This window comes from Kurthia gibsonii (assembly GCF_006539985.1).
Classification (GTDB): Bacteria; Bacillota; Bacilli; order Bacillales_A; family Planococcaceae; genus Kurthia; species Kurthia gibsonii.
Genome location: NZ_BJOB01000003.1, coordinates 16,101 through 33,433, shown reverse-complemented (window position 1 = coordinate 33,433; position 17,333 = coordinate 16,101). Strand labels below are relative to the sequence as shown.

Annotated in this window: 20 protein-coding genes; 6 read left to right on the top strand and 14 right to left on the bottom strand. The window is 35.7% G+C overall.

The genetic code is table 11. The annotated features are described in order from the left end of the window. The first annotated feature begins 56 nt into the window (after positions 1-56). Both KGI01_RS01480 and KGI01_RS01475 read left to right on the top strand, forming a co-directional pair. Positions 57-965: a glycerophosphodiester phosphodiesterase family protein gene (locus KGI01_RS01480; RefSeq protein WP_068455133.1), complete on the top strand. Its 909-nt coding sequence runs from the start codon at positions 57-59 to the stop codon at positions 963-965. Between the two features lie 138 nt (positions 966-1,103). After that, positions 1,104-1,355: a hypothetical protein gene (locus KGI01_RS01475; protein WP_141272688.1), complete on the top strand. Its 252-nt coding sequence runs from the start codon at positions 1,104-1,106 to the stop codon at positions 1,353-1,355. Here the strand turns inward: KGI01_RS01475 and KGI01_RS01470 are convergent. The 8 genes from KGI01_RS01470 to KGI01_RS01435 form a co-directional block, all read right to left on the bottom strand. After that, a complete protein-coding gene (locus KGI01_RS01470) occupies positions 1,339-2,076 on the bottom strand; it encodes an alpha/beta hydrolase (RefSeq protein ID WP_141272686.1) in 738 nt (245 codons plus the stop codon). The genes KGI01_RS01475 and KGI01_RS01470 overlap by 17 nt on opposite strands. Before the next feature lie 61 nt (positions 2,077-2,137). Continuing rightward, positions 2,138-2,584 (bottom strand): YlbF/YmcA family competence regulator, encoded by a 447-nt coding sequence (locus tag KGI01_RS01465; RefSeq protein WP_068455141.1) that lies wholly within the window; start codon positions 2,582-2,584, stop codon positions 2,138-2,140. 51 nt (positions 2,585-2,635) lie between these two features. Then, entirely contained in the window at positions 2,636-3,694 is a 1,059-nt protein-coding gene (locus KGI01_RS01460) for a CAP domain-containing protein (RefSeq protein ID WP_255314700.1), read from the bottom strand. A gap of 215 nt (positions 3,695-3,909) precedes the next feature. Beyond that, positions 3,910-4,368, bottom strand: a complete 459-nt coding sequence (locus KGI01_RS01455; protein WP_141272684.1) for a DUF420 domain-containing protein — start codon at positions 4,366-4,368, stop codon at positions 3,910-3,912. 25 nt (positions 4,369-4,393) lie between these two features. Continuing rightward, complete coding sequence (locus KGI01_RS01450) at positions 4,394-5,242, bottom strand: cytochrome c oxidase assembly protein (protein WP_141272682.1); 849 nt, start codon at positions 5,240-5,242, stop codon at positions 4,394-4,396. Positions 5,243-5,390: 148 nt separating this feature from the next. Continuing rightward, positions 5,391-8,825, bottom strand: coding sequence for a pyruvate carboxylase (gene pyc / locus KGI01_RS01445; RefSeq protein WP_141272680.1), 3,435 nt, complete (start codon positions 8,823-8,825; stop codon positions 5,391-5,393). 26 nt (positions 8,826-8,851) lie between these two features. Next, positions 8,852-9,994 (bottom strand): FtsW/RodA/SpoVE family cell cycle protein, encoded by a 1,143-nt coding sequence (locus KGI01_RS01440; RefSeq protein WP_255314699.1) that lies wholly within the window; start codon positions 9,992-9,994, stop codon positions 8,852-8,854. A gap of 87 nt (positions 9,995-10,081) precedes the next feature. Continuing rightward, positions 10,082-10,363, bottom strand: coding sequence for an Fpa/YlaN family protein (locus KGI01_RS01435; protein ID WP_068455160.1), 282 nt, complete (start codon positions 10,361-10,363; stop codon positions 10,082-10,084). A gap of 180 nt (positions 10,364-10,543) precedes the next feature. Between KGI01_RS01435 and KGI01_RS01430 the strand changes: the two genes are divergently transcribed. Together KGI01_RS01430 and KGI01_RS01425 are read left to right on the top strand one after the other, a co-directional pair. Next, on the top strand, positions 10,544-11,044 hold the full coding sequence (locus KGI01_RS01430; protein WP_174795783.1) for a peptidyl-prolyl cis-trans isomerase: 501 nt from the start codon (positions 10,544-10,546) through the stop codon (positions 11,042-11,044). 12 nt (positions 11,045-11,056) lie between these two features. Beyond that, a complete protein-coding gene (locus KGI01_RS01425) occupies positions 11,057-11,260 on the top strand; it encodes a YlaI family protein (RefSeq protein WP_141272678.1) in 204 nt (67 codons plus the stop codon). Between the two features lie 106 nt (positions 11,261-11,366). Here KGI01_RS01425 and typA read toward each other — a convergent pair whose 3' ends face one another. Next, positions 11,367-13,211, bottom strand: coding sequence for a translational GTPase TypA (gene typA, locus KGI01_RS01420; protein WP_068455171.1), 1,845 nt, complete (start codon positions 13,209-13,211; stop codon positions 11,367-11,369). A gap of 187 nt (positions 13,212-13,398) precedes the next feature. Between typA and KGI01_RS01415 the strand changes: the two genes are divergently transcribed. After that, entirely contained in the window at positions 13,399-13,584 is a 186-nt protein-coding gene (locus KGI01_RS01415) for a DUF5325 family protein (RefSeq protein WP_068457524.1), read from the top strand. Between the two features lie 220 nt (positions 13,585-13,804). Here the strand turns inward: KGI01_RS01415 and KGI01_RS01410 are convergent, their stop codons facing one another. Beyond that, on the bottom strand, positions 13,805-14,599 hold the full coding sequence (locus tag KGI01_RS01410; RefSeq protein ID WP_141272675.1) for an inositol monophosphatase family protein: 795 nt from the start codon (positions 14,597-14,599) through the stop codon (positions 13,805-13,807). 117 nt (positions 14,600-14,716) lie between these two features. Continuing rightward, on the bottom strand, positions 14,717-14,914 hold the full coding sequence (locus KGI01_RS01405) for a YkzI domain-containing protein (RefSeq protein WP_068455177.1): 198 nt from the start codon (positions 14,912-14,914) through the stop codon (positions 14,717-14,719). 143 nt (positions 14,915-15,057) lie between these two features. Between KGI01_RS01405 and KGI01_RS01400 the strand changes: the two genes are divergently transcribed. Beyond that, positions 15,058-15,681, top strand: coding sequence for a YktB family protein (locus KGI01_RS01400; RefSeq protein WP_141272673.1), 624 nt, complete (start codon positions 15,058-15,060; stop codon positions 15,679-15,681). A 136-nt stretch (positions 15,682-15,817) separates the two neighbouring features. On the opposite strand, the gene KGI01_RS01395 is transcribed toward KGI01_RS01400, so the two are convergent. From KGI01_RS01395 to KGI01_RS01385, 3 genes are all read right to left on the bottom strand, one after another. Next, the gene (locus tag KGI01_RS01395; RefSeq protein ID WP_068455181.1) at positions 15,818-16,111 is read right to left on the bottom strand and encodes a UPF0223 family protein; all 294 of its coding nucleotides are present in this window, start codon (positions 16,109-16,111) and stop codon (positions 15,818-15,820) included. A 67-nt stretch (positions 16,112-16,178) separates the two neighbouring features. Next, positions 16,179-16,859: an LrgB family protein gene (locus KGI01_RS01390; protein ID WP_141272671.1), complete on the bottom strand. Its 681-nt coding sequence runs from the start codon at positions 16,857-16,859 to the stop codon at positions 16,179-16,181. Then, entirely contained in the window at positions 16,843-17,247 is a 405-nt protein-coding gene (locus KGI01_RS01385) for a CidA/LrgA family protein (protein WP_255314698.1), read from the bottom strand. The genes KGI01_RS01390 and KGI01_RS01385 overlap by 17 nt, the downstream gene beginning before the upstream one ends. Positions 17,248-17,333 lie beyond the last annotated feature (86 nt).

Below are 17,333 nucleotides of genomic sequence, written 5' to 3'. Positions count from 1 at the left end.
GGGTCTCCTTTCCGTTATAATATGAAAGAGAAGTCTGCAATTAGAGGAGGACGAATATGGGAAAGAAAACAAAAGTAGCCATTGCAATCGCTGCGGCTAGTGCAGCAGCATGGGCTGGTTCAAAAGCACTTTCTAATCCACAAAAACGTGAAAACAAAACAGCACTCACATATGAGCATCCAATTATACTTGCTCACCGTGGTGGTTCGTTGCTAGCTCCAGAATGTACAATGGAAGCATTCGAAATAGCTGCGGGCCTAGGTGTACATGGCTTTGAAATTGATATCCGACTAACAAAAGATGAAGAAATTGTCGTATTCCATGATGAATACGTCGATCGTGTGAGTGAAGGTAGCGGACGTATTGCAGATATGACATTAGCAGAATTAAAAGAATTAAATTTTGGTTATCATTTTGCAGATTTAGACGGTTATTTAAAATACCGCGAAGACCCTGCACGTATTATTACATTACGTGAACTATTAGAACGCTATCCAAATAAGTTAATTAATATTGATATGAAGGATGCACCAAACACATACGAGGGAGGCTTAATGCCTTCTAAACTATGGCGTTTAATCGAAGAATTAGGTGCTGAAGATCAAGTTGTCATTACAAGTTTCCATGACGAACAAATTGATCGCTTTAATTTATACGCTCAAAACCGAGTAGCTTTAGGTGCTGGTGTTGGTGAAGTTCGTAAAGCTTATACTGCATTTACAAGTCAATTCGGTCATCTTTATAGTCCAAAAGTAGATGTATTCCAAATCCCTACAAAATATGGCGTATTACCATTAGATACACCTGGATTCATTCAATTTTTAAATAACTTGAATGTACCTGTTCATTATTGGACAATTAACGATGTAAATGAGATGAAACGTCTAATTGAAAGTGGCGCAAAAGGTATTGTGACAGACCGTCCAGACCTTGCTATGCAAGCTTTACTTGATATTGTAGAGTAAAAATAAAAAAGAGCTTTGGCATTTTCAAAATGCTAAAGCTCTTTTTGTATTTTTATGGCTTTGTTTCTTTTTTTATCAAATAAGGTAAAGAAGTATAGAGTTTTTATACAAATTTTTCACGTAAAGGAGTTGAAATAGATGAAAAAACTCGATATTGTTTCCGCAGTCATCTTCTTCGCAGCCGCTATTTTTTATTTTGTTTTTACATTCATTACTAAAGAAATGATACCTAGCACGTTAATGATTAATACGATGATTATCGTATCAATTATCGGATTAATTCTTGCCTTATTATCAAAAGGTCGATTAAAAACAATTAGTATTATCGGTAATTTACTTGTTTTATTATTAATCGGTGTCTTACCAATAATTATTATGAACACAAGATAGTTTGAATGATTCGCGCAATTTCTTTTGGTTTTTCAGCAATTATTTCATGGGATCCCTCGACTTCAATCTGTTGCAGTTGAGGGGTTTTTTGTTTTAACTTTTCGATTGCTGCAATTCGAATATTTGTTAATTCTTTTGGTTGCGTTACAGTGATTAAAAAAATAGGCACACAGAGGATTTTTTCATCATCCTCATAAAAAATTTCACTATAAGCAGCTGCTACTTCTAGCTGGATTCGTAATGACCCGCTCCCATCTTTCTCGATTTTATACCGCGCGCGAATCGATTCAGCAATTTCCTCAGTAAAGCGTCCGAGTTCTTTTTGTTCATCTAAAACAACTTGTTCAACAGAACTTACTCGAGATTGGTCGACGAACATTTTTGTTTGTTCAATGACTTCTTCAATAGATTGTCCAAAATCCTTTGGTGAAAAATAACCACCATCAATGAATATTAATTTTTCAACAAGATGTGGATATGTATAGGCAAAATCAATTAGAATGTGACAACTAATAGAATAGCCAATAAAACTAGTCGGCTCTTTCACATATTTCGTAAGCCATTCAATTAAGCTTTCCTTTGTAAAATATTCTAGAGTTGGCTGTTTTCCATGACCAGGTAAGTCAATGGCTGTTATGTTAAAAGACGCTAACTCATTTTGCACTTCTAAATACACTTCTTTTGTTCCGCCCAAACCATGCAATGCTATAATTGATTCCATTAATCCCCTTCTCCTTCTATAAAAAAATGCTGTACGCTTTTACACGTACAACATGTTTATTTTATGCTGAGCATGAACAGCCGCCACCTGTTCCACAACTTCCACCGCATCCCGTATCCGTTTGGAAAAATGGATTGCTTACTGGCACTTTTACAGCTTCTGAAATGGTCTTTCCTATAATGATACCTATTTCATCAAGTAAATCTTGAAACTCATTTTCGGCAACCTTTAAAGCTGAAATTGTTTCGTCCATATCTAATTCGCGCTTTTGTGTACGAATTAATTTCATAATTTGTGTATAATCTGGATGATATTTACCAAAACGCTGTACATCTTCATATAAATCTTTTGTTTTGTTAAATTCCGTAATTTTTTGAACTAGTGACGGGTTTGAGTACACAGCTTCTGTCGCGTCAACTAGTTGACGATGTACGTCTGAATTAAGGATTAAATCATTTAATTGATCGACTTCATCCAAAATCATGACCCATTCTGATGTCATTTTCATAAAAAGCCCCCGTTTCTTTACTATCATATCAAAAACAGGGCCAGTTGTATGTTATTTTGAGTCACTTTCTGGTTTTTGTTCAATAAAAATTTGCGCAAAATTATTTTCAAAAGAAGCCGTTCCCAAATGGTTATATGTTGCATTGAGTAAATCTTGGCGATGTTTTTCAGAATTTAAAATACCACTAATTGCATCTGCTGCATCAGCATAATCTTCCGCAATATTTTCAGCAGTTTCTTCAAAGTCTACATCATTTTCTTTTAATAAAGATTGCAAATCCGTATCAGGTGCGTCTGATTTCGCTAATCGTTCCATTACAAGTCCTTTTAGTTGTGTACTTGTCACTTCACTTAATTTCCCATCTTTTTCAAGAGCAGGTAAATCATTTATTTCACGATATACATTAGATAATTCAAATAACTGTTGCGCATTTTCTTGATTGATTTTTTCTTGTTCAAAAGAAGAAGGCTTTTTCGTTTCGATGACTTCGCCCACATAGGTCATGTCATATGGCTTCTGTTTAACAAGCGTCTCGCCATCAATATATCGAACTGCCATTAGTTTTTTCGTTGCAGAATCAAAATACAATTGAGCTAAAACACCATTATACATAATCAATAAACGTGATTGTAAATCTTCTTCGCTCAATACCATCGTATAGATATTTTGCTGAATTTTAATATTAACTTCCATATCTGTAATCGTTGTACGATATAATTCATCGAGTGTTTGTCCCATTTTAAATGGCGCAAAGTCGACTCTCGTACCTGTAACATAGACCTGGTTAATTTTATCCTTTTCTACCCCTACAAGCATATATTGATTTTCGTCGCCATATACCCACCATGTAAACCCATAAGCTGAAGGGCCTTTGCGAATTGGTTGCCCCATTTTCTTTTCAAATGTAGAAATATCTTTTCCAACATATGTAGACCAGCCTGTTTTAGGGCGTTGCTGTACATCTCCTGATAGCTGAGGCGCAGTTGTATTCGGCACTGTTTTTGTGGGACCTTTAAGAGGCTCGTTTTCTTTTACAGGTTGATCGAAGTAGAAAAATCCGATTAATAAAATGACAAATAGTACTAAAAATCGTAATAGTGCCTTCAACATTCTGTCTCCTTCTTTTTAAAATTCTTATTTATTATTATAACACTCTTTCATACATCTTATAAAATAGTAAAAGATCTTTTATAATCCATCTACTCGAATACGGTTTAACCTCTTATTTTAAAACACAAAGAAAAAACCGCGCTACCGCACGATTTTTTCTCACTTACATTCATTTTATATGTTGTTCAATTATTTCAATATGTAAACCAACATACTTAAGGATTAATAATCGCTTTGATTACAGACGTTGTTTCTCCACCTTTATAAAATACATAAAGTAATAAGTATACTGCTACACCTGTAATTGCTACAAAAAACCATATAACGGATGTGATTGGTGCAATTTTACGGTGACGTACAAGATTGTTCGTGTAACCTGCAATTAATGTCACGATTCCAAATACCGCTCCTGTTGTTGCTAAAATAATATGGAATACAAGGAATGTTGTGTAATATACTTTTAAATCTTCAGGTCCGCCAAATGCTGTGTTTCCAATAAATATCGTACGAGAAGCATAAATGATAAAGAATGTTAATGCAGAAATTGCTGCTGCTGTCATTGTCTTTTTATGCGCTTCAATTTTTCTATTCTTTACTTGAATCCAGCCGATTGCGATAAGCACTGCACTTAATACAATAAAAAATGTACTAATCGTTGGTAAAATAGGTAACATACGTTTTTGCTCCTTATATCAAATTTTAATCATCACAATGTTGTGATGTGCTGAATGTGCGACTTTTTTGATTCCATCGCATTGCAATTAGTATTATACCAAAAATAATGGTTTGTATAACTTGGATTAGCTTACTGCCTAATTGTTGATCTTGTTTTGGTGTCATATTTGTGAACAATGATGGTCCTGAAAAAGCGCTTAATTGATTCAGCGTATCAGCTGGAACGCATAAGGCCATTGCTTGTATCCACATTGCACCATCTGTATATGTCTTATACAAATCTACCGGACTAAAAAAGACGATGGACGCAACTAATGTCATCATAATATACATGAGTAGGAGCGGCTTCCAAACCAAGTTGAATCGTTTTCCTTTCATTGACCACATGAAAATAAAAGAACACATAAACAATAAAATCGTATAGATGCTCTCTGCTGTTTCATGTAGACGTAAGTAATCAAACACAATCGGAATTTGTCTACACACAAATAGAATACTCCACACCACACTCAAATAAATGGGCGAACATAATAAAGTTGATACAAAGGGTGTAGAACGAATATAGGCGAGTAAATAGTTCGGTATTCCTCTCACCACTAAAAAAGGAACGAGAACAAATAAAATCACTGTCTGAATAGTATAGGCTGTATAAATAAGATAGGTCATTATTTGAATAGGCGCACCTTTTACAGCATATAAAAATAGTAGTGCCAGAATGAAAGAGAAAGCTTCTGAAATACTTAAAGGCGTACTGTTTTTAAAATCTTTTCGCCACTTAATTGTCATCAGTAGATAAATACTGAGGATAAAAAGACAAACAATCATCATTCCTGGACTCCATAATTCGCGAAAACCAAATAGCGATAAAAACATCTTACACCTCCTATTCTTTCTACATGTTATTATACACAAAAAGGCACTTATAACATCTTATGTCATAAGCGCCTTTTTATTTTGTGTCTAAAGTGTGAACTGTAATTTAACATAAATTACTGTTCAATAACAGCGTTTTAAGGTGCAATTAGTCTTCCAATTCGATTAATAAGTCACCTGTCGAAATTGCTTCGCCTTCTTTAACGAAGATTTCTTTTACAATACCGTCACGCGGTGCTTGTACAGTTGTTTCCATCTTCATCGCTTCTGTGATTAATAAATGCTCACCACGACGTACGCGACTACCTGGTGATACAACTACTTTTAATGTTGTACCTGGCATTGTTGCACCAATTTGATTTGGATTTGATGGATTTGCTTTTGGTTTTTTCTCACCAGAAACTTCAACATTTAAATCTTGAACAACGATTTCACGTGGTTGTCCGTTTAATTCGAAGTAAATAACGCGTGTTCCATCATGTTGTGGTTCACCAATCGATACTAATTTAATAATTAGTGTTTTACCTTTTTCGATTGTTACTTCAATTTCTTCGCCTAGACGTAAACCATGTAAGAATGTAGGTGTATCTAATACAGACACATTGCCAAATTGATCATATGTTGTCATATATTGTTCAAATACTTTTGGATATAGCACATATGCAAGTACATCTTGATGTGTCATATCACGATTATATTTTTCATCTAATTCTTTTTTAATTGCATCAAAATCGACTGCTTCTAATAATTCGCCTGGACGTACTGTAATTGCTTCACGCTCTTTTAAAATCACCTTTTGTAATTCTTCAGGGAATCCACCTACTGGTTGACCTAAGTATCCTTGGAAGAATTCAATAACTGAATCTGGGAAGTCAATTGTTTGTCCTTTTTCAATTACATTTTCATCTGTTAAATCATTTTGTACCATGAATAATGCCATGTCGCCTACTACTTTTGAAGACGGTGTTACTTTTACAACATCACCGAATAGTAAGTTCACATCTGAGTACATCTTCTTCACTTCATCCCAACGATCACCAAGGCCTACACCTTTTGCTTGTTGTTGTAAGTTTGAATATTGTCCACCTGGCATTTCGTGCACATAAACTTCTGAATGCGGGCTGTTCATGCCACTTTCGAAATCCTTGTAGTATTTACGGATATCTTCCCAGTAGTACGATAATTTTTCGATTCCTTCAATATCAGCACGTACTTGACGTTTGCTACCCTTCATTGCATAGTATAACGAGTTCGCACTTGGTTGAGATGTTAAGCCTGCCATCGAACCGATTGCTGTATCGATAATATCTACACCTGCTTCAATCGCTTTCGCATATAAGTAAATACCGTTACCACTTGTATCATGCGTGTGTAAGTGAATTGGTAAATCTGTTGATTCTTTTAGCTCTGTAATCAATTGGTATGCTGCTTCTGGTTTTAATAAACCTGCCATATCTTTAATTGCGATGATATGTGCACCTGCTGATTCTAAATCTTTTGCTAATTGTTTGTAGTAATTTACTGTGTATTTTGTACGTGTATCATCTAAGATATCACCTGTATAACACATTGTTGCTTCTGCTACTTTACCGCTATCACGTACCGCATCAATTGCTGTTTGCATACCTGGTAACCAGTTTAAGCTATCGAATACGCGGAATACATCGATTCCTTCTTTAGCTGATTCTTTAATGAATTCACGAATGACGTTGTCTGGATAGTTTTTATATCCAACTGCATTCGCACCACGAAGTAACATTTGGAATAATACGTTTGGCATTTTTTCTCTTAATACACGTAATCTTTCCCATGGATTTTCTTTTAGGAAACGATAAGCTACATCAAATGTCGCGCCGCCCCACATTTCTAATGAGAAGAAGTTATGCATAATTTGTGCAGTGTAATCTGCAATTTCGTATAAGTCTTTTGAACGTACACGTGTTGCAAGTAATGATTGGTGTGCATCACGCATCGTCGTATCTGTTAATAACACATCATTTTGTTCTTTAATCCACTGAACTAAGCCTTCTGGACCTTTTTCGTCTAGAATTTGTTTTGTACCTGTTGGAATCTCATTTAATAGTTGAATTTTTGGCTTATGCGGTTGTGGTAGGATTGGTTTTTGACTATCTGCAATCCCCGGGAAACCGTTTACTGTAACATTGCCAATGTAACTCAATAACTTATTACCACGGTCACGCGCTGACTTATAGTTTAATAATTCTGGTGTTGTATCAATAAAGCTCGTATTGAAATCTCCATTGATAAAGTTTTCATGACGTACTACATTTTCAAGGAATGGAATATTCGTTTTTACACCACGAATACGGAACTCTTGTAAGTTACGATCCATTTTCTCTGCTGCTTCTTTAAATGTGTTACCCCACGTTGATAATTTTACAAGTAATGAATCATAATGTGGTGAGATGACTGCACCTTGGAAACCATTACCTGCATCTAAACGAACACCAAAACCGCCACTTGAACGATATACAGTTAATTTTCCTGTATCTGGCATAAAGTTATTTTGTGGATCTTCCGTTGTAATACGTGATTGAATTGCATAACCAAATAAAGGAATATCTTTTTGCGCTGGAATTTGTAATACATCGTCATGTAAATCATGACCATCTGCAATTAAAATTTGCGCATGTACAATATCAATTCCTGTTACCATCTCCGTAATCGTATGCTCTACTTGCACACGTGGATTTACTTCGATGAAGTAAAACTTGTCGCCCGATACTAAAAATTCTACTGTTCCTGCATTTAAGTAATCGACATTTTTCATTAACTTCACAGCTGCGTTACAAATATCCTGACGTAATTCATCTGATAATGAGTTTGAAGGCGCAATTTCAACTACTTTTTGATGACGACGTTGAATTGAACAATCACGCTCATATAAATGTACGATATTTCCGTTTTTATCACCTAGAATTTGAACTTCAATGTGTTTTGGACGGTCAACGTACTTCTCAACATATACTTCATCAGAACCGAATGCTGCTTTTGCTTCTGACTTAGCACGGTCATAGGCTTCTTGCGCTTCATCTGCACTATGTACAACACGCATACCACGACCGCCACCGCCAAGTGCCGCTTTAATCATAATCGGATATTCATGCTTTTCACCAAAAGCAAGAACATCATTAATTGAATCCACAGGACCACCTGAACCTGGAATAACTGGAATATCAGCTAAAACAGCTTGTTCACGTGCTTTTACTTTGTCCCCAAACATATCAAGATGTTTTGAAGTTGGGCCAATGAAAATGATACCTTCTTCTTCACAACGTTTTGCAAATTCTAAGTTTTCAGATAAAAAACCGTAGCCTGGGTGAATCGCATCTACACCAGACTCTTTTGCAATGTCTAAAATTCCTTCGATATCTAAATAAGCATCAATTGGCTTTTTGCCGTCCCCAACAAGATAAGCTTCATCTGCTTTATAACGATGATATGAACCGCTATCCTCTCGAGAATAAATTGCGACTGTACGAATTTTCATTTCTGTACATGCGCGGAACACACGAATCGCGATTTCGCCACGATTCGCTACAAGAATTTTTTGAATTGCCATTAAAACACTACCCCCTATAAAGTCTTCTATCTTTTGTTTTGGTCTCTTTTAACGTACATCGTAATGTTCATTAAAATACCGAGTGCGAAAGAAAGGATCACGAGAGAGGTACCTCCATAACTAATGAATGGAAGTGTGACACCTGTTAACGGGATAATGCCCGATAAACCACCTATATTCAAAAATGTTTGGAAGCCAATCCAAGAACCAATCCCTACCGCCATCATACGGATCATTGGATCTTTCGCTCTTAAAGCTGTGACAAATGCTCGCATAACGATAAAGCCCAATCCCCCAACTACTATAAGTAAACCAAGAGTCCCCAACTCTTCAATAATAATTGCTAGAATGAAATCTGTGTGTGGTTCGGGTATATACCCTAACTTTTGAACAGACTCACCCAACCCTGAACCTGAAACTCCTCCAAGCGCAATCGCATAATAACCATTGATTATTTGCAGTCCTTCTTCTTTCACAAAAGCATAAGGATCCCATGTCGCTTGAATACGATTCGCCATCTTTTCAGTTAATATTTTACTAAGTAGCTTATCTCTATATATATACACAATTGATAATAAAAGTACAATTCCAATCCAGAATACCTTATTTGTTTTTTTGAATATACGTTTAAAAGACATGCCACTAGCTAAGATAATTGTTGACATAATCGCTGTAATTAAAGCAATTGCGCCATTATCTGGTTCTTTATACAAAAAGATTAAGGGTATAATTATAATTATACTTATAGGTATTAAAGATTCCTTTATCGAATCTATTGTACCATTAGAATACTTCTTGGCAAGTACCGCTGAGACATAAATTATCAATGAAATTTTCAACAATTCAGACGGTTGAAAATTAAATCCTCCAATACGTAACCAAGACTGTGCACCTGACCCTGGTGGGCTATAACCTACTACTAATACCAATGTTAATAAAACGATATTTACAACTGCTATTAATTTCAACATCCATTTTTCACGATAACGTTTGTATGGAATCAACATTCCAAGAACGAAAGCGCCAAAACCAACGATAACAGCAAGTAGTTGTTTCTTATAAAAATTGTCTGCTGGTGCGTTATAACGATTAACTGATACCATAGCACTTGCGCTATATACCATCACAACCCCGAATACGCAGAGTAAAAAATATGTAACAAACAGCAAGTAGTCGAACTCTTTTAAAAATTTCTTCAATTCATTACTCCTAACTACAAAAAAACTCAAACATCGGTAGGTGTTTGAGTTTTTTTATCATTTTTTCGTGAATGCATCGTGCAATGCTGATAATTCTTTCTCAAGGGAATCTAAAATTTCACGACCTTTATCGCGATTTAATAGGCCTAGCTTAACAGCAAAATCGATTTCACGTGAAAGACCAAACATTTGTGTATCTAAAACTTCTTCATACAATGGACATTGTGGCATTGTTAAGTTTTCCATTTGCACTCTAATTAATTGAGCAATTTTGTCAGCATCAGCAAATAGGAGTTCCAATGCCTTTTCCTGATACGAATTTTGAGATGTAGTATCCATGAGGACGCCCCCATTACCTGATATTTCTTGAGTTCTATCATTCTAAATTTTAGCTTTTCATATAGAAAAATGCAAGTATCTATACGTCATTCTTCTAACTTAAGTCATTTTGTTTTCTCAAATGTCTTAAAAGACGTTATACTATAGGAGTGAAACATCTATATCTAGGAGGAATGAATGATGGATTCTATTATTCAAATTAAAGGTGCTGTTAACTTTAACATCACACTCGATCCAACAATCTGGATCTTTGATGACCGTAAAGTAGACTTAGATACATACTTTACGTCAGACAAAGTGGCAGTCGATCAAGATGAAGTGTATCTAGAAGATGCAGGGAAATTCTGGTCTCGTGAAATCATGGAGGGTGCTGCTTACCCACCAACTTTAGAAACAGAAAAGAAATTTGATCGCCAAAAGATGCAGACTGGTACATTTGGTATGGTTTTAGAACCTTTCATCAACAACGCATCTCCAGCACCAGAAGCAACACAAGTAACATTTATCGATCGTGAGAATAACGAATATACGTACTCAATGGAAGAAGCAAAAACACTTTTATTCCAATTCAGTGTTGAAGGTAAAATGTTAACTGATGGTGGTCCTGTGTATTTATTACATGCAGATGGTTCAAATTACAAAAATCCAATTAAAAATATTGTAGGTATTAAAATTAGCTAGGAGGACCTCCTCATGAAAGTAAAATGCGTAATTTGTGAAACAGTCAATGATATTCCAGACTTTTCACCATTAGCTAAACGTCTTCGAAACCGTCCGATTCATACATATATGTGTGATTCATGTGATGAGCGAATCGCAACGAAAACATATGCGCGCTTAGCAACAGGTGAGTTTCGTTTTTTCAAAGGTCATACAACAGAAGATGAAGAATTTTAATACGACGCTTTTATTTATTGTAAAAGGAGAATGGGTTTTTCCATTCTCCTTTTTGTATACAAAAAGAGGCCACATTTACATGTGACTTCTTTTTTTACATTATCTATTATTGTTCAGCACTACGTGATTTTTTTGCTGCTTTTTCACGTTCGTTTTTGTTTAAGATTTGTTTACGTAAACGAATTGACTCAGGTGTTACTTCTAAGTACTCATCTTCATCTAAGAATTCTAATGCTTCTTCAAGCGTTAAAATTTTAGGTGCTTTGATTACGTTTGTTTGGTCTTTGTTTGCTGAACGTACGTTTGTTTTAGCTTTCATTTTTGTGATGTTTACAGTAATATCTGCATCACGGTTGTTTTGACCAACAACCATACCTTCGTAAATTTCAACACCTGGTTCTAAGAATAGAACACCACGGTCTTCAATTTGCATCATACCGTAAGTAGTTGCTTTACCTGTTTCCATAGAAACTAAAGCACCGTTACGACGACCACCTACACGACCTGATACTGCTGGTTTGTAAGAATCGAATGTGTGGTTAATAATACCGAAACCTTTTGTTAATGACATGAATTCAGTAGTGTAACCGATTAAGCCACGTGCTGGAACCATGAAAATTAAACGGATTTGACCAGTACCATCATTGATCATATCAACCATTTCACCTTTACGTTCATTTAATGATTCGATGATTGAACCTAAAGATTCTTCAGGAACGTCGATTTGAACACGTTCTACTGGCTCACATTTAACACCATCGATTTCGCGGATGATTACTTTTGGTTTTGATACTTGTAACTCATAGCCTTCACGACGCATGTTTTCAACTAAGATTGATAAGTGCAGCTCACCACGACCAGATACAGTCCATGCATCTGGAGAATCTGTTGGATCTACACGTAATGATACGTCAGTTTGTAATTGTGCAAGTAAGCGTTCTTCAATTTTACGAGAAGTTACCCATTTACCTTCGCGACCTGCGAAAGGTGAGTTGTTTACTAAGAATGTCATTTGTAATGTTGGTTCATCGATACGCATTGGTGGTAGTGGATCGATGTTATCTTGTGGACAAACTGTCTCACCAACATTGATTTCTTCCATACCAGAAACAGCGATTAAGTCGCCTGAGTATGCTTCTTGAATTTCTTCACGTTTTAAACCGAAGAAACCGAAGATTTTTGTTACACGGAAGTTTTTCACAGTACCATCTAATTTAGAAAGTGCTACTGATTGGCCTACGTGGATTTTACCGCGGAATACACGTCCAATACCGATACGACCTAAGAAGTCATTATAGTCAAGTAATGCTACTTGGAATTGTAATGGCTCATCGCGTGTATCTGCTGGTGCTGGAATATGTTCGATAATTTTTTCGAATAAACATTTCATGTTTTCTTCTTGTTTTGATGGGTCTGGGTCTAATGAAGCTGTACCGTTTACACCTGAAGCATATACAACAGGGAAATCAAGTTGTTCTTCATCTGCACCAAGTTCGATTAATAAGTCTAATACTTCATCTACAACTTCTTCAGGACGTGCTGAATCTTTGTCGACTTTGTTCACGACTACGATTGGTGTTAAACCTTGTTCTAAAGCTTTTTTCAGTACGAAACGAGTTTGTGGCATACAACCTTCGTATGCATCGACAACTAATAATACACCGTCGACCATTTTTAAAATACGTTCTACTTCTCCACCAAAATCGGCGTGTCCAGGTGTATCTAAAATGTTGATGCGTGTACCTTCGTAATTTACTGCTGTATTTTTCGCTAAAATCGTGATACCACGTTCGCGTTCAATATCGTTAGAGTCCATTGCGCGTTCTTCAACTTGTTCGTTTGAACGGAATGTACCTGATTGTTTTAATAATTGGTCAACCAATGTTGTTTTACCATGGTCAACGTGGGCAATAATTGCAATGTTTCTTAAATCTTCACGTAAGTTCGTCATTGTTCCACTCCACTTTTCTTATTTCGAGTCCATAACTGTGTTATTATAGCACAATTTTCTTCAAAAAGATATTTTTTTCGTACTCGATGTTCTTTTTCAAAAATTGGCAAGTAAAAACCCTTGCGAAAAAATGCGTTTCGCATGACAATAGAGGATGTAAAACCACTAATGGAGGTTTCGATTGATTATGAATATAGCAAAAGTTGTTATGGCAATCATGGCTTTAGCTGGCATTTTAGCAATGTGCTCAATTGGCTATGCAATTGCAGTTGGTAATGTTTTAGGGATTTTAGGTGGAATTGTATTAGTCATCGCCGTTTTTGGATACGCGTTCACAATGAAGCGTAAATTCCGCGAGCGAGGACTTCTCTAATCCTTCGATAAAAAGATTGCTCATTCTTCGGAATGGGTAATTTTTTTATCGTAAAATCCACTAAAAACACTTTTTTCACTTTATTCATCATCTCTTGCACAAAATTCATAGTATCACTGATTGTCTTTGAAACACAATATTTTTATTTGCAAATAATCGAAGAATTTGTCTCAAAAAGAAAAAAGAAGAATTCACAATTGTGTAAATTCCTCTCCTAATCTTAGATTAATTCAATATATTCGCTAATTAATTGTTCATGAATCGAAGGATTGGCAATAATAAATGTATCTTGCGCTAATAAATTCATCGGTTCTCCTTTTAGCGTTGTACATTTCGCTCCAACCTCGTGTGCAATAACAGCTCCAGCTGCAATGTCCCATGGAGATAGGCGCATCGACATATACGACTCCAAGCGACCTGTTGCAACATACATCATTTCAATTGTCGCAGAACCATATGAGCGTGTACCACGAACAGTATGAATCAATTTTGCAATTTTTTCGGTATTTAAACGATTATTTTTCGCCACCCACGAAGCATTAATTCCGATAATTGCTTTATTTAATTCAATTGGTTCAAGTGGCTGAATACGTTTTTCATTTACATAAGCACCTTGTCCCGCAATTGCATAATATAGTTCATCACGCGCTACATCATAAATGTAGCCTAACTTCCCTATACCATCTTCATAAATCGCAATTGAAATTGTAAAGTTGCGTTGTTGGCGAATAAAATTCATCGTCCCATCTATTGGATCTACAATCCATACGACACCTTTTAAATCAGCAAACTGTTCTTCACTCATACCTTCTTCACCAAAAATTCGATGTGACGCGTCGTATGCTTGAATTTTTTCTACAATAAATTTTTCTGTTTCTTTATCTATATTCGTTACAAGGTCATTAGCGTTCGCTTTCGTTTCAATTTCCATTTTCTCTGTAAAAGATTGACGAATACGCGTAGCTGCTTCTTGTATCATCTCCATCGTGTATTCATGTATTGAAATTACATCCACATTTTATTCCCCCATTCCCCATTATCTACTTATTTGTACTAGTATAACAAATATCACAAAAAAACACTTGCTACTCGTATGGATTAGCAAGTGTTTCTTCAAAGTTTTTTTAAATCCTTATGAGAATACATGGAATGCCTCCAGTTCCATATGGATTTCTTTTAGTCTGCGTTTACTAGCTTCAATTTGTTGCTCGTCATTTGTATTTAAAGCATCATATAATGTCGCTAATTCGTAGTCTAATTCTAGCTGCAATCCTTTAATGTATTGCTTCTCAAATTCAACTTTTTGAAGGATATGGACAACCTGTTTCATTCCAATCAACTCCTCTAAAAGGTATTTAGATGAATGAACTTTGCTATGTTATGATTAGCTTATCATTTCATCTATGTTAAAAGATTTTTTCCCTTATATCGAAATGAATAAACCTAATAATCATTATTTGGAGGATGTAAATTATGACTAACTTAACATGGGCCAATCAAGATTTTGATGTTTTTACAATTGATGGATTAGAACCACGTATGGATGCTTTAAAAGAGCGAATCCGTCCTAAATTTGAAGAACTTGGTGCGATTTTCTCGAATTATTTCACAACACAATTAGGTGAAGAATTTTTCCCACATGTTGCTAAACATGCACGTCGAAAAACAAACCCGCCAAATGATAGTTGGGTTGCTTTTGCTCCTTATAAACGCGGCTATAAAGCGATGCCACATTTTCAAATTGGCTTATTCGAATCACATTTATTTATTAACTTAGCAGTTATTTATGAAGCACCGAATAAGATTGCGATTGCTAATCATTTGTTAAAGCATGAAGATTTAATTACTGCATTACCTTCTTCTTTCTATATTTCTGGTGATCATATGTCACCGAAAACAGATGAAATTTCAGTTGAATCAGCTGAAAAAATTTTAACGCGCTTTCGTGATGTTAAAAAAGGTGAAGTATTAATCGGCGTCAAAGTATTGCGTGATGATGCGATTCAATTGTCTGAAAAAGAATTGTTAGCATTAATTGAACAAACATTTGAAACATTACTTCCTATTTATCGTGCAATGGTTAGTGTACCAAAATAAACAAGACTGGGACAAAACATGTTATCTCCCTTTTTTAGGGCTCTAAACGAAAAACTGGAACCGTGCCACAGCGCGATTCCAGTTTTTCTTATGCTCATGTGGGATGTGTTTTTTGCACTTATGTCCCAGCTTCTGTTTATTTTTTTCTTCGTTCATTTTTACTTGCTTTAATGACCTCACCATTCGCTGCTTTCTTCGCATCACGAATAACAGGGAAGCTTGCATAACCACTTACTTCTTCAAACTCTTTAAAGTATGTCTTTTCTTCTGATTTCGCTGGAACAATCTCATTAAAGCGACGATACGTTGTCAGTACATCTTCTCGCTTCACGCCTGTTTCATAAGCTTTTTCAATCATTTGAAAAAATGCAATGACATCGACAATTTCAGTTGTTGACCAATCGGGTGAGAACGGGTATGAATAATCCATTTTTATAACCTGCCTTTATTAGTTGCTGCTCTTATTCTAATGAATGATTGATATCGTTGCAAACATTCTAGAAAAATAAATAAATGACAACTGGGCAAAGGAATGACCCTAAAATCGCACTCAATGTCATCGCTACTGAACCGATAGACAGAGTTAGCTCACCGTATTCAGTTAACTTACTCACACCAATACCATGTGCGGCACTTCCCATCGCTACACCCTTGCTAACAGGTGTATCAATTTTTAATAATCGATAAATTCCTGGTCCTCCAATCGCACCTGTAATACCTGCGATAATAACGAATAGTACGGTCATCTGAGGAATTCCGCCAATCGCGTCACTAATTTGGATGGCAACCGGTGATGTAATCGACTTTGGTAAAAATGAACGTAACATTTGCTCATCTAACTGAAAGAGTAACCCTAAAGCGATGACACTAGTCATACCTGCAAGCATCGCCACTATCACACTGGAGAGAATGGTCTTTTTAAAACGCATAATGACATCCCACTGCGTATATAAAGGATAAGCCATACCTACAACAGCTGGTCCTAAGAAGAAATTAATCACACGCCCACCTTGCATATATGTATCATATGGAATTTTAGCAAAGATTAAAATAAGTAAGAGAACGATTGTTGATGTTAGGATTGGAAATAAAAAAGAGATTCCTGTTCTCTTGTATAGCCACGTCATAAAGAAGAAAATGACAATTGTTAAAAGCATATAACTAATCGTTTGGAGCATAGACTTCTACCTCCTCTTTCTGTCGTTCTGTTTGCTCTAGCTTTTGTGCGAATTTTGCAGTCACCCCTAAAGAAAAAATCGTACTAATGATTGTAATAATTAAAAGTGATACGCCTAACCATGATAATAATTCCGGATAATTCATGACACCTACAGTAGCTGGAATAAAGAGTAGCGTTAAAATCGGCAGTAAAAAGCCAGCTCCGTCTGCTACATATTCTTTCTTTACAATCTTCATATGAAGTAATAGTAATAAAATAATTAAACCTATGATACTGCCCGGAAGTGGTACATGTAAAAATTCGACAATGATGCCACCAAGTAAGGACAATACATAAAGAAAAGCAATTTGAAGTGTTATGTTTAATAGCTTCACTAGTTTTCGCATCCCCGTTTCCCCCTTGTTGTTTTTTACATTGTAACTCTTTTTAGATAATTCTGTCTATTTAAAGAAAACAATTTTTCCCATATGAA

Coding starts and splice junctions, on each gene's coding strand:
- KGI01_RS01465 (WP_068455141.1), bottom strand. CDS start 2,584: ATGAAAATGACATCAGAATGGGTCATGATTTTGGATGAAGTCGATCAA.
- KGI01_RS01425 (WP_141272678.1), top strand. CDS start 11,057: ATGAAAGTAAAATGCGTAATTTGTGAAACAGTCAATGATATTCCAGAC.
- KGI01_RS01415 (WP_068457524.1), top strand. CDS start 13,399: ATGAATATAGCAAAAGTTGTTATGGCAATCATGGCTTTAGCTGGCATT.
- KGI01_RS01405 (WP_068455177.1), bottom strand. CDS start 14,914: ATGAAACAGGTTGTCCATATCCTTCAAAAAGTTGAATTTGAGAAGCAA.
- KGI01_RS01460 (WP_255314700.1), bottom strand. CDS start 3,694: ATGTTGAAGGCACTATTACGATTTTTAGTACTATTTGTCATTTTATTA.
- KGI01_RS01400 (WP_141272673.1), top strand. CDS start 15,058: ATGACTAACTTAACATGGGCCAATCAAGATTTTGATGTTTTTACAATT.
- KGI01_RS01430 (WP_174795783.1), top strand. CDS start 10,544: ATGGATTCTATTATTCAAATTAAAGGTGCTGTTAACTTTAACATCACA.
- KGI01_RS01435 (WP_068455160.1), bottom strand. CDS start 10,363: ATGGATACTACATCTCAAAATTCGTATCAGGAAAAGGCATTGGAACTC.
- KGI01_RS01450 (WP_141272682.1), bottom strand. CDS start 5,242: ATGTTTTTATCGCTATTTGGTTTTCGCGAATTATGGAGTCCAGGAATG.
- KGI01_RS01480 (WP_068455133.1), top strand. CDS start 57: ATGGGAAAGAAAACAAAAGTAGCCATTGCAATCGCTGCGGCTAGTGCA.
- KGI01_RS01390 (WP_141272671.1), bottom strand. CDS start 16,859: ATGCTCCAAACGATTAGTTATATGCTTTTAACAATTGTCATTTTCTTC.
- KGI01_RS01470 (WP_141272686.1), bottom strand. CDS start 2,076: ATGGAATCAATTATAGCATTGCATGGTTTGGGCGGAACAAAAGAAGTG.
- KGI01_RS01395 (WP_068455181.1), bottom strand. CDS start 16,111: ATGGATTATTCATACCCGTTCTCACCCGATTGGTCAACAACTGAAATT.
- KGI01_RS01385 (WP_255314698.1), bottom strand. CDS start 17,247: ATGCGAAAACTAGTGAAGCTATTAAACATAACACTTCAAATTGCTTTT.
- KGI01_RS01475 (WP_141272688.1), top strand. CDS start 1,104: ATGAAAAAACTCGATATTGTTTCCGCAGTCATCTTCTTCGCAGCCGCT.
- typA (WP_068455171.1), bottom strand. CDS start 13,211: ATGACGAACTTACGTGAAGATTTAAGAAACATTGCAATTATTGCCCAC.
- pyc (WP_141272680.1), bottom strand. CDS start 8,825: ATGGCAATTCAAAAAATTCTTGTAGCGAATCGTGGCGAAATCGCGATT.
- KGI01_RS01455 (WP_141272684.1), bottom strand. CDS start 4,368: ATGTTACCTATTTTACCAACGATTAGTACATTTTTTATTGTATTAAGT.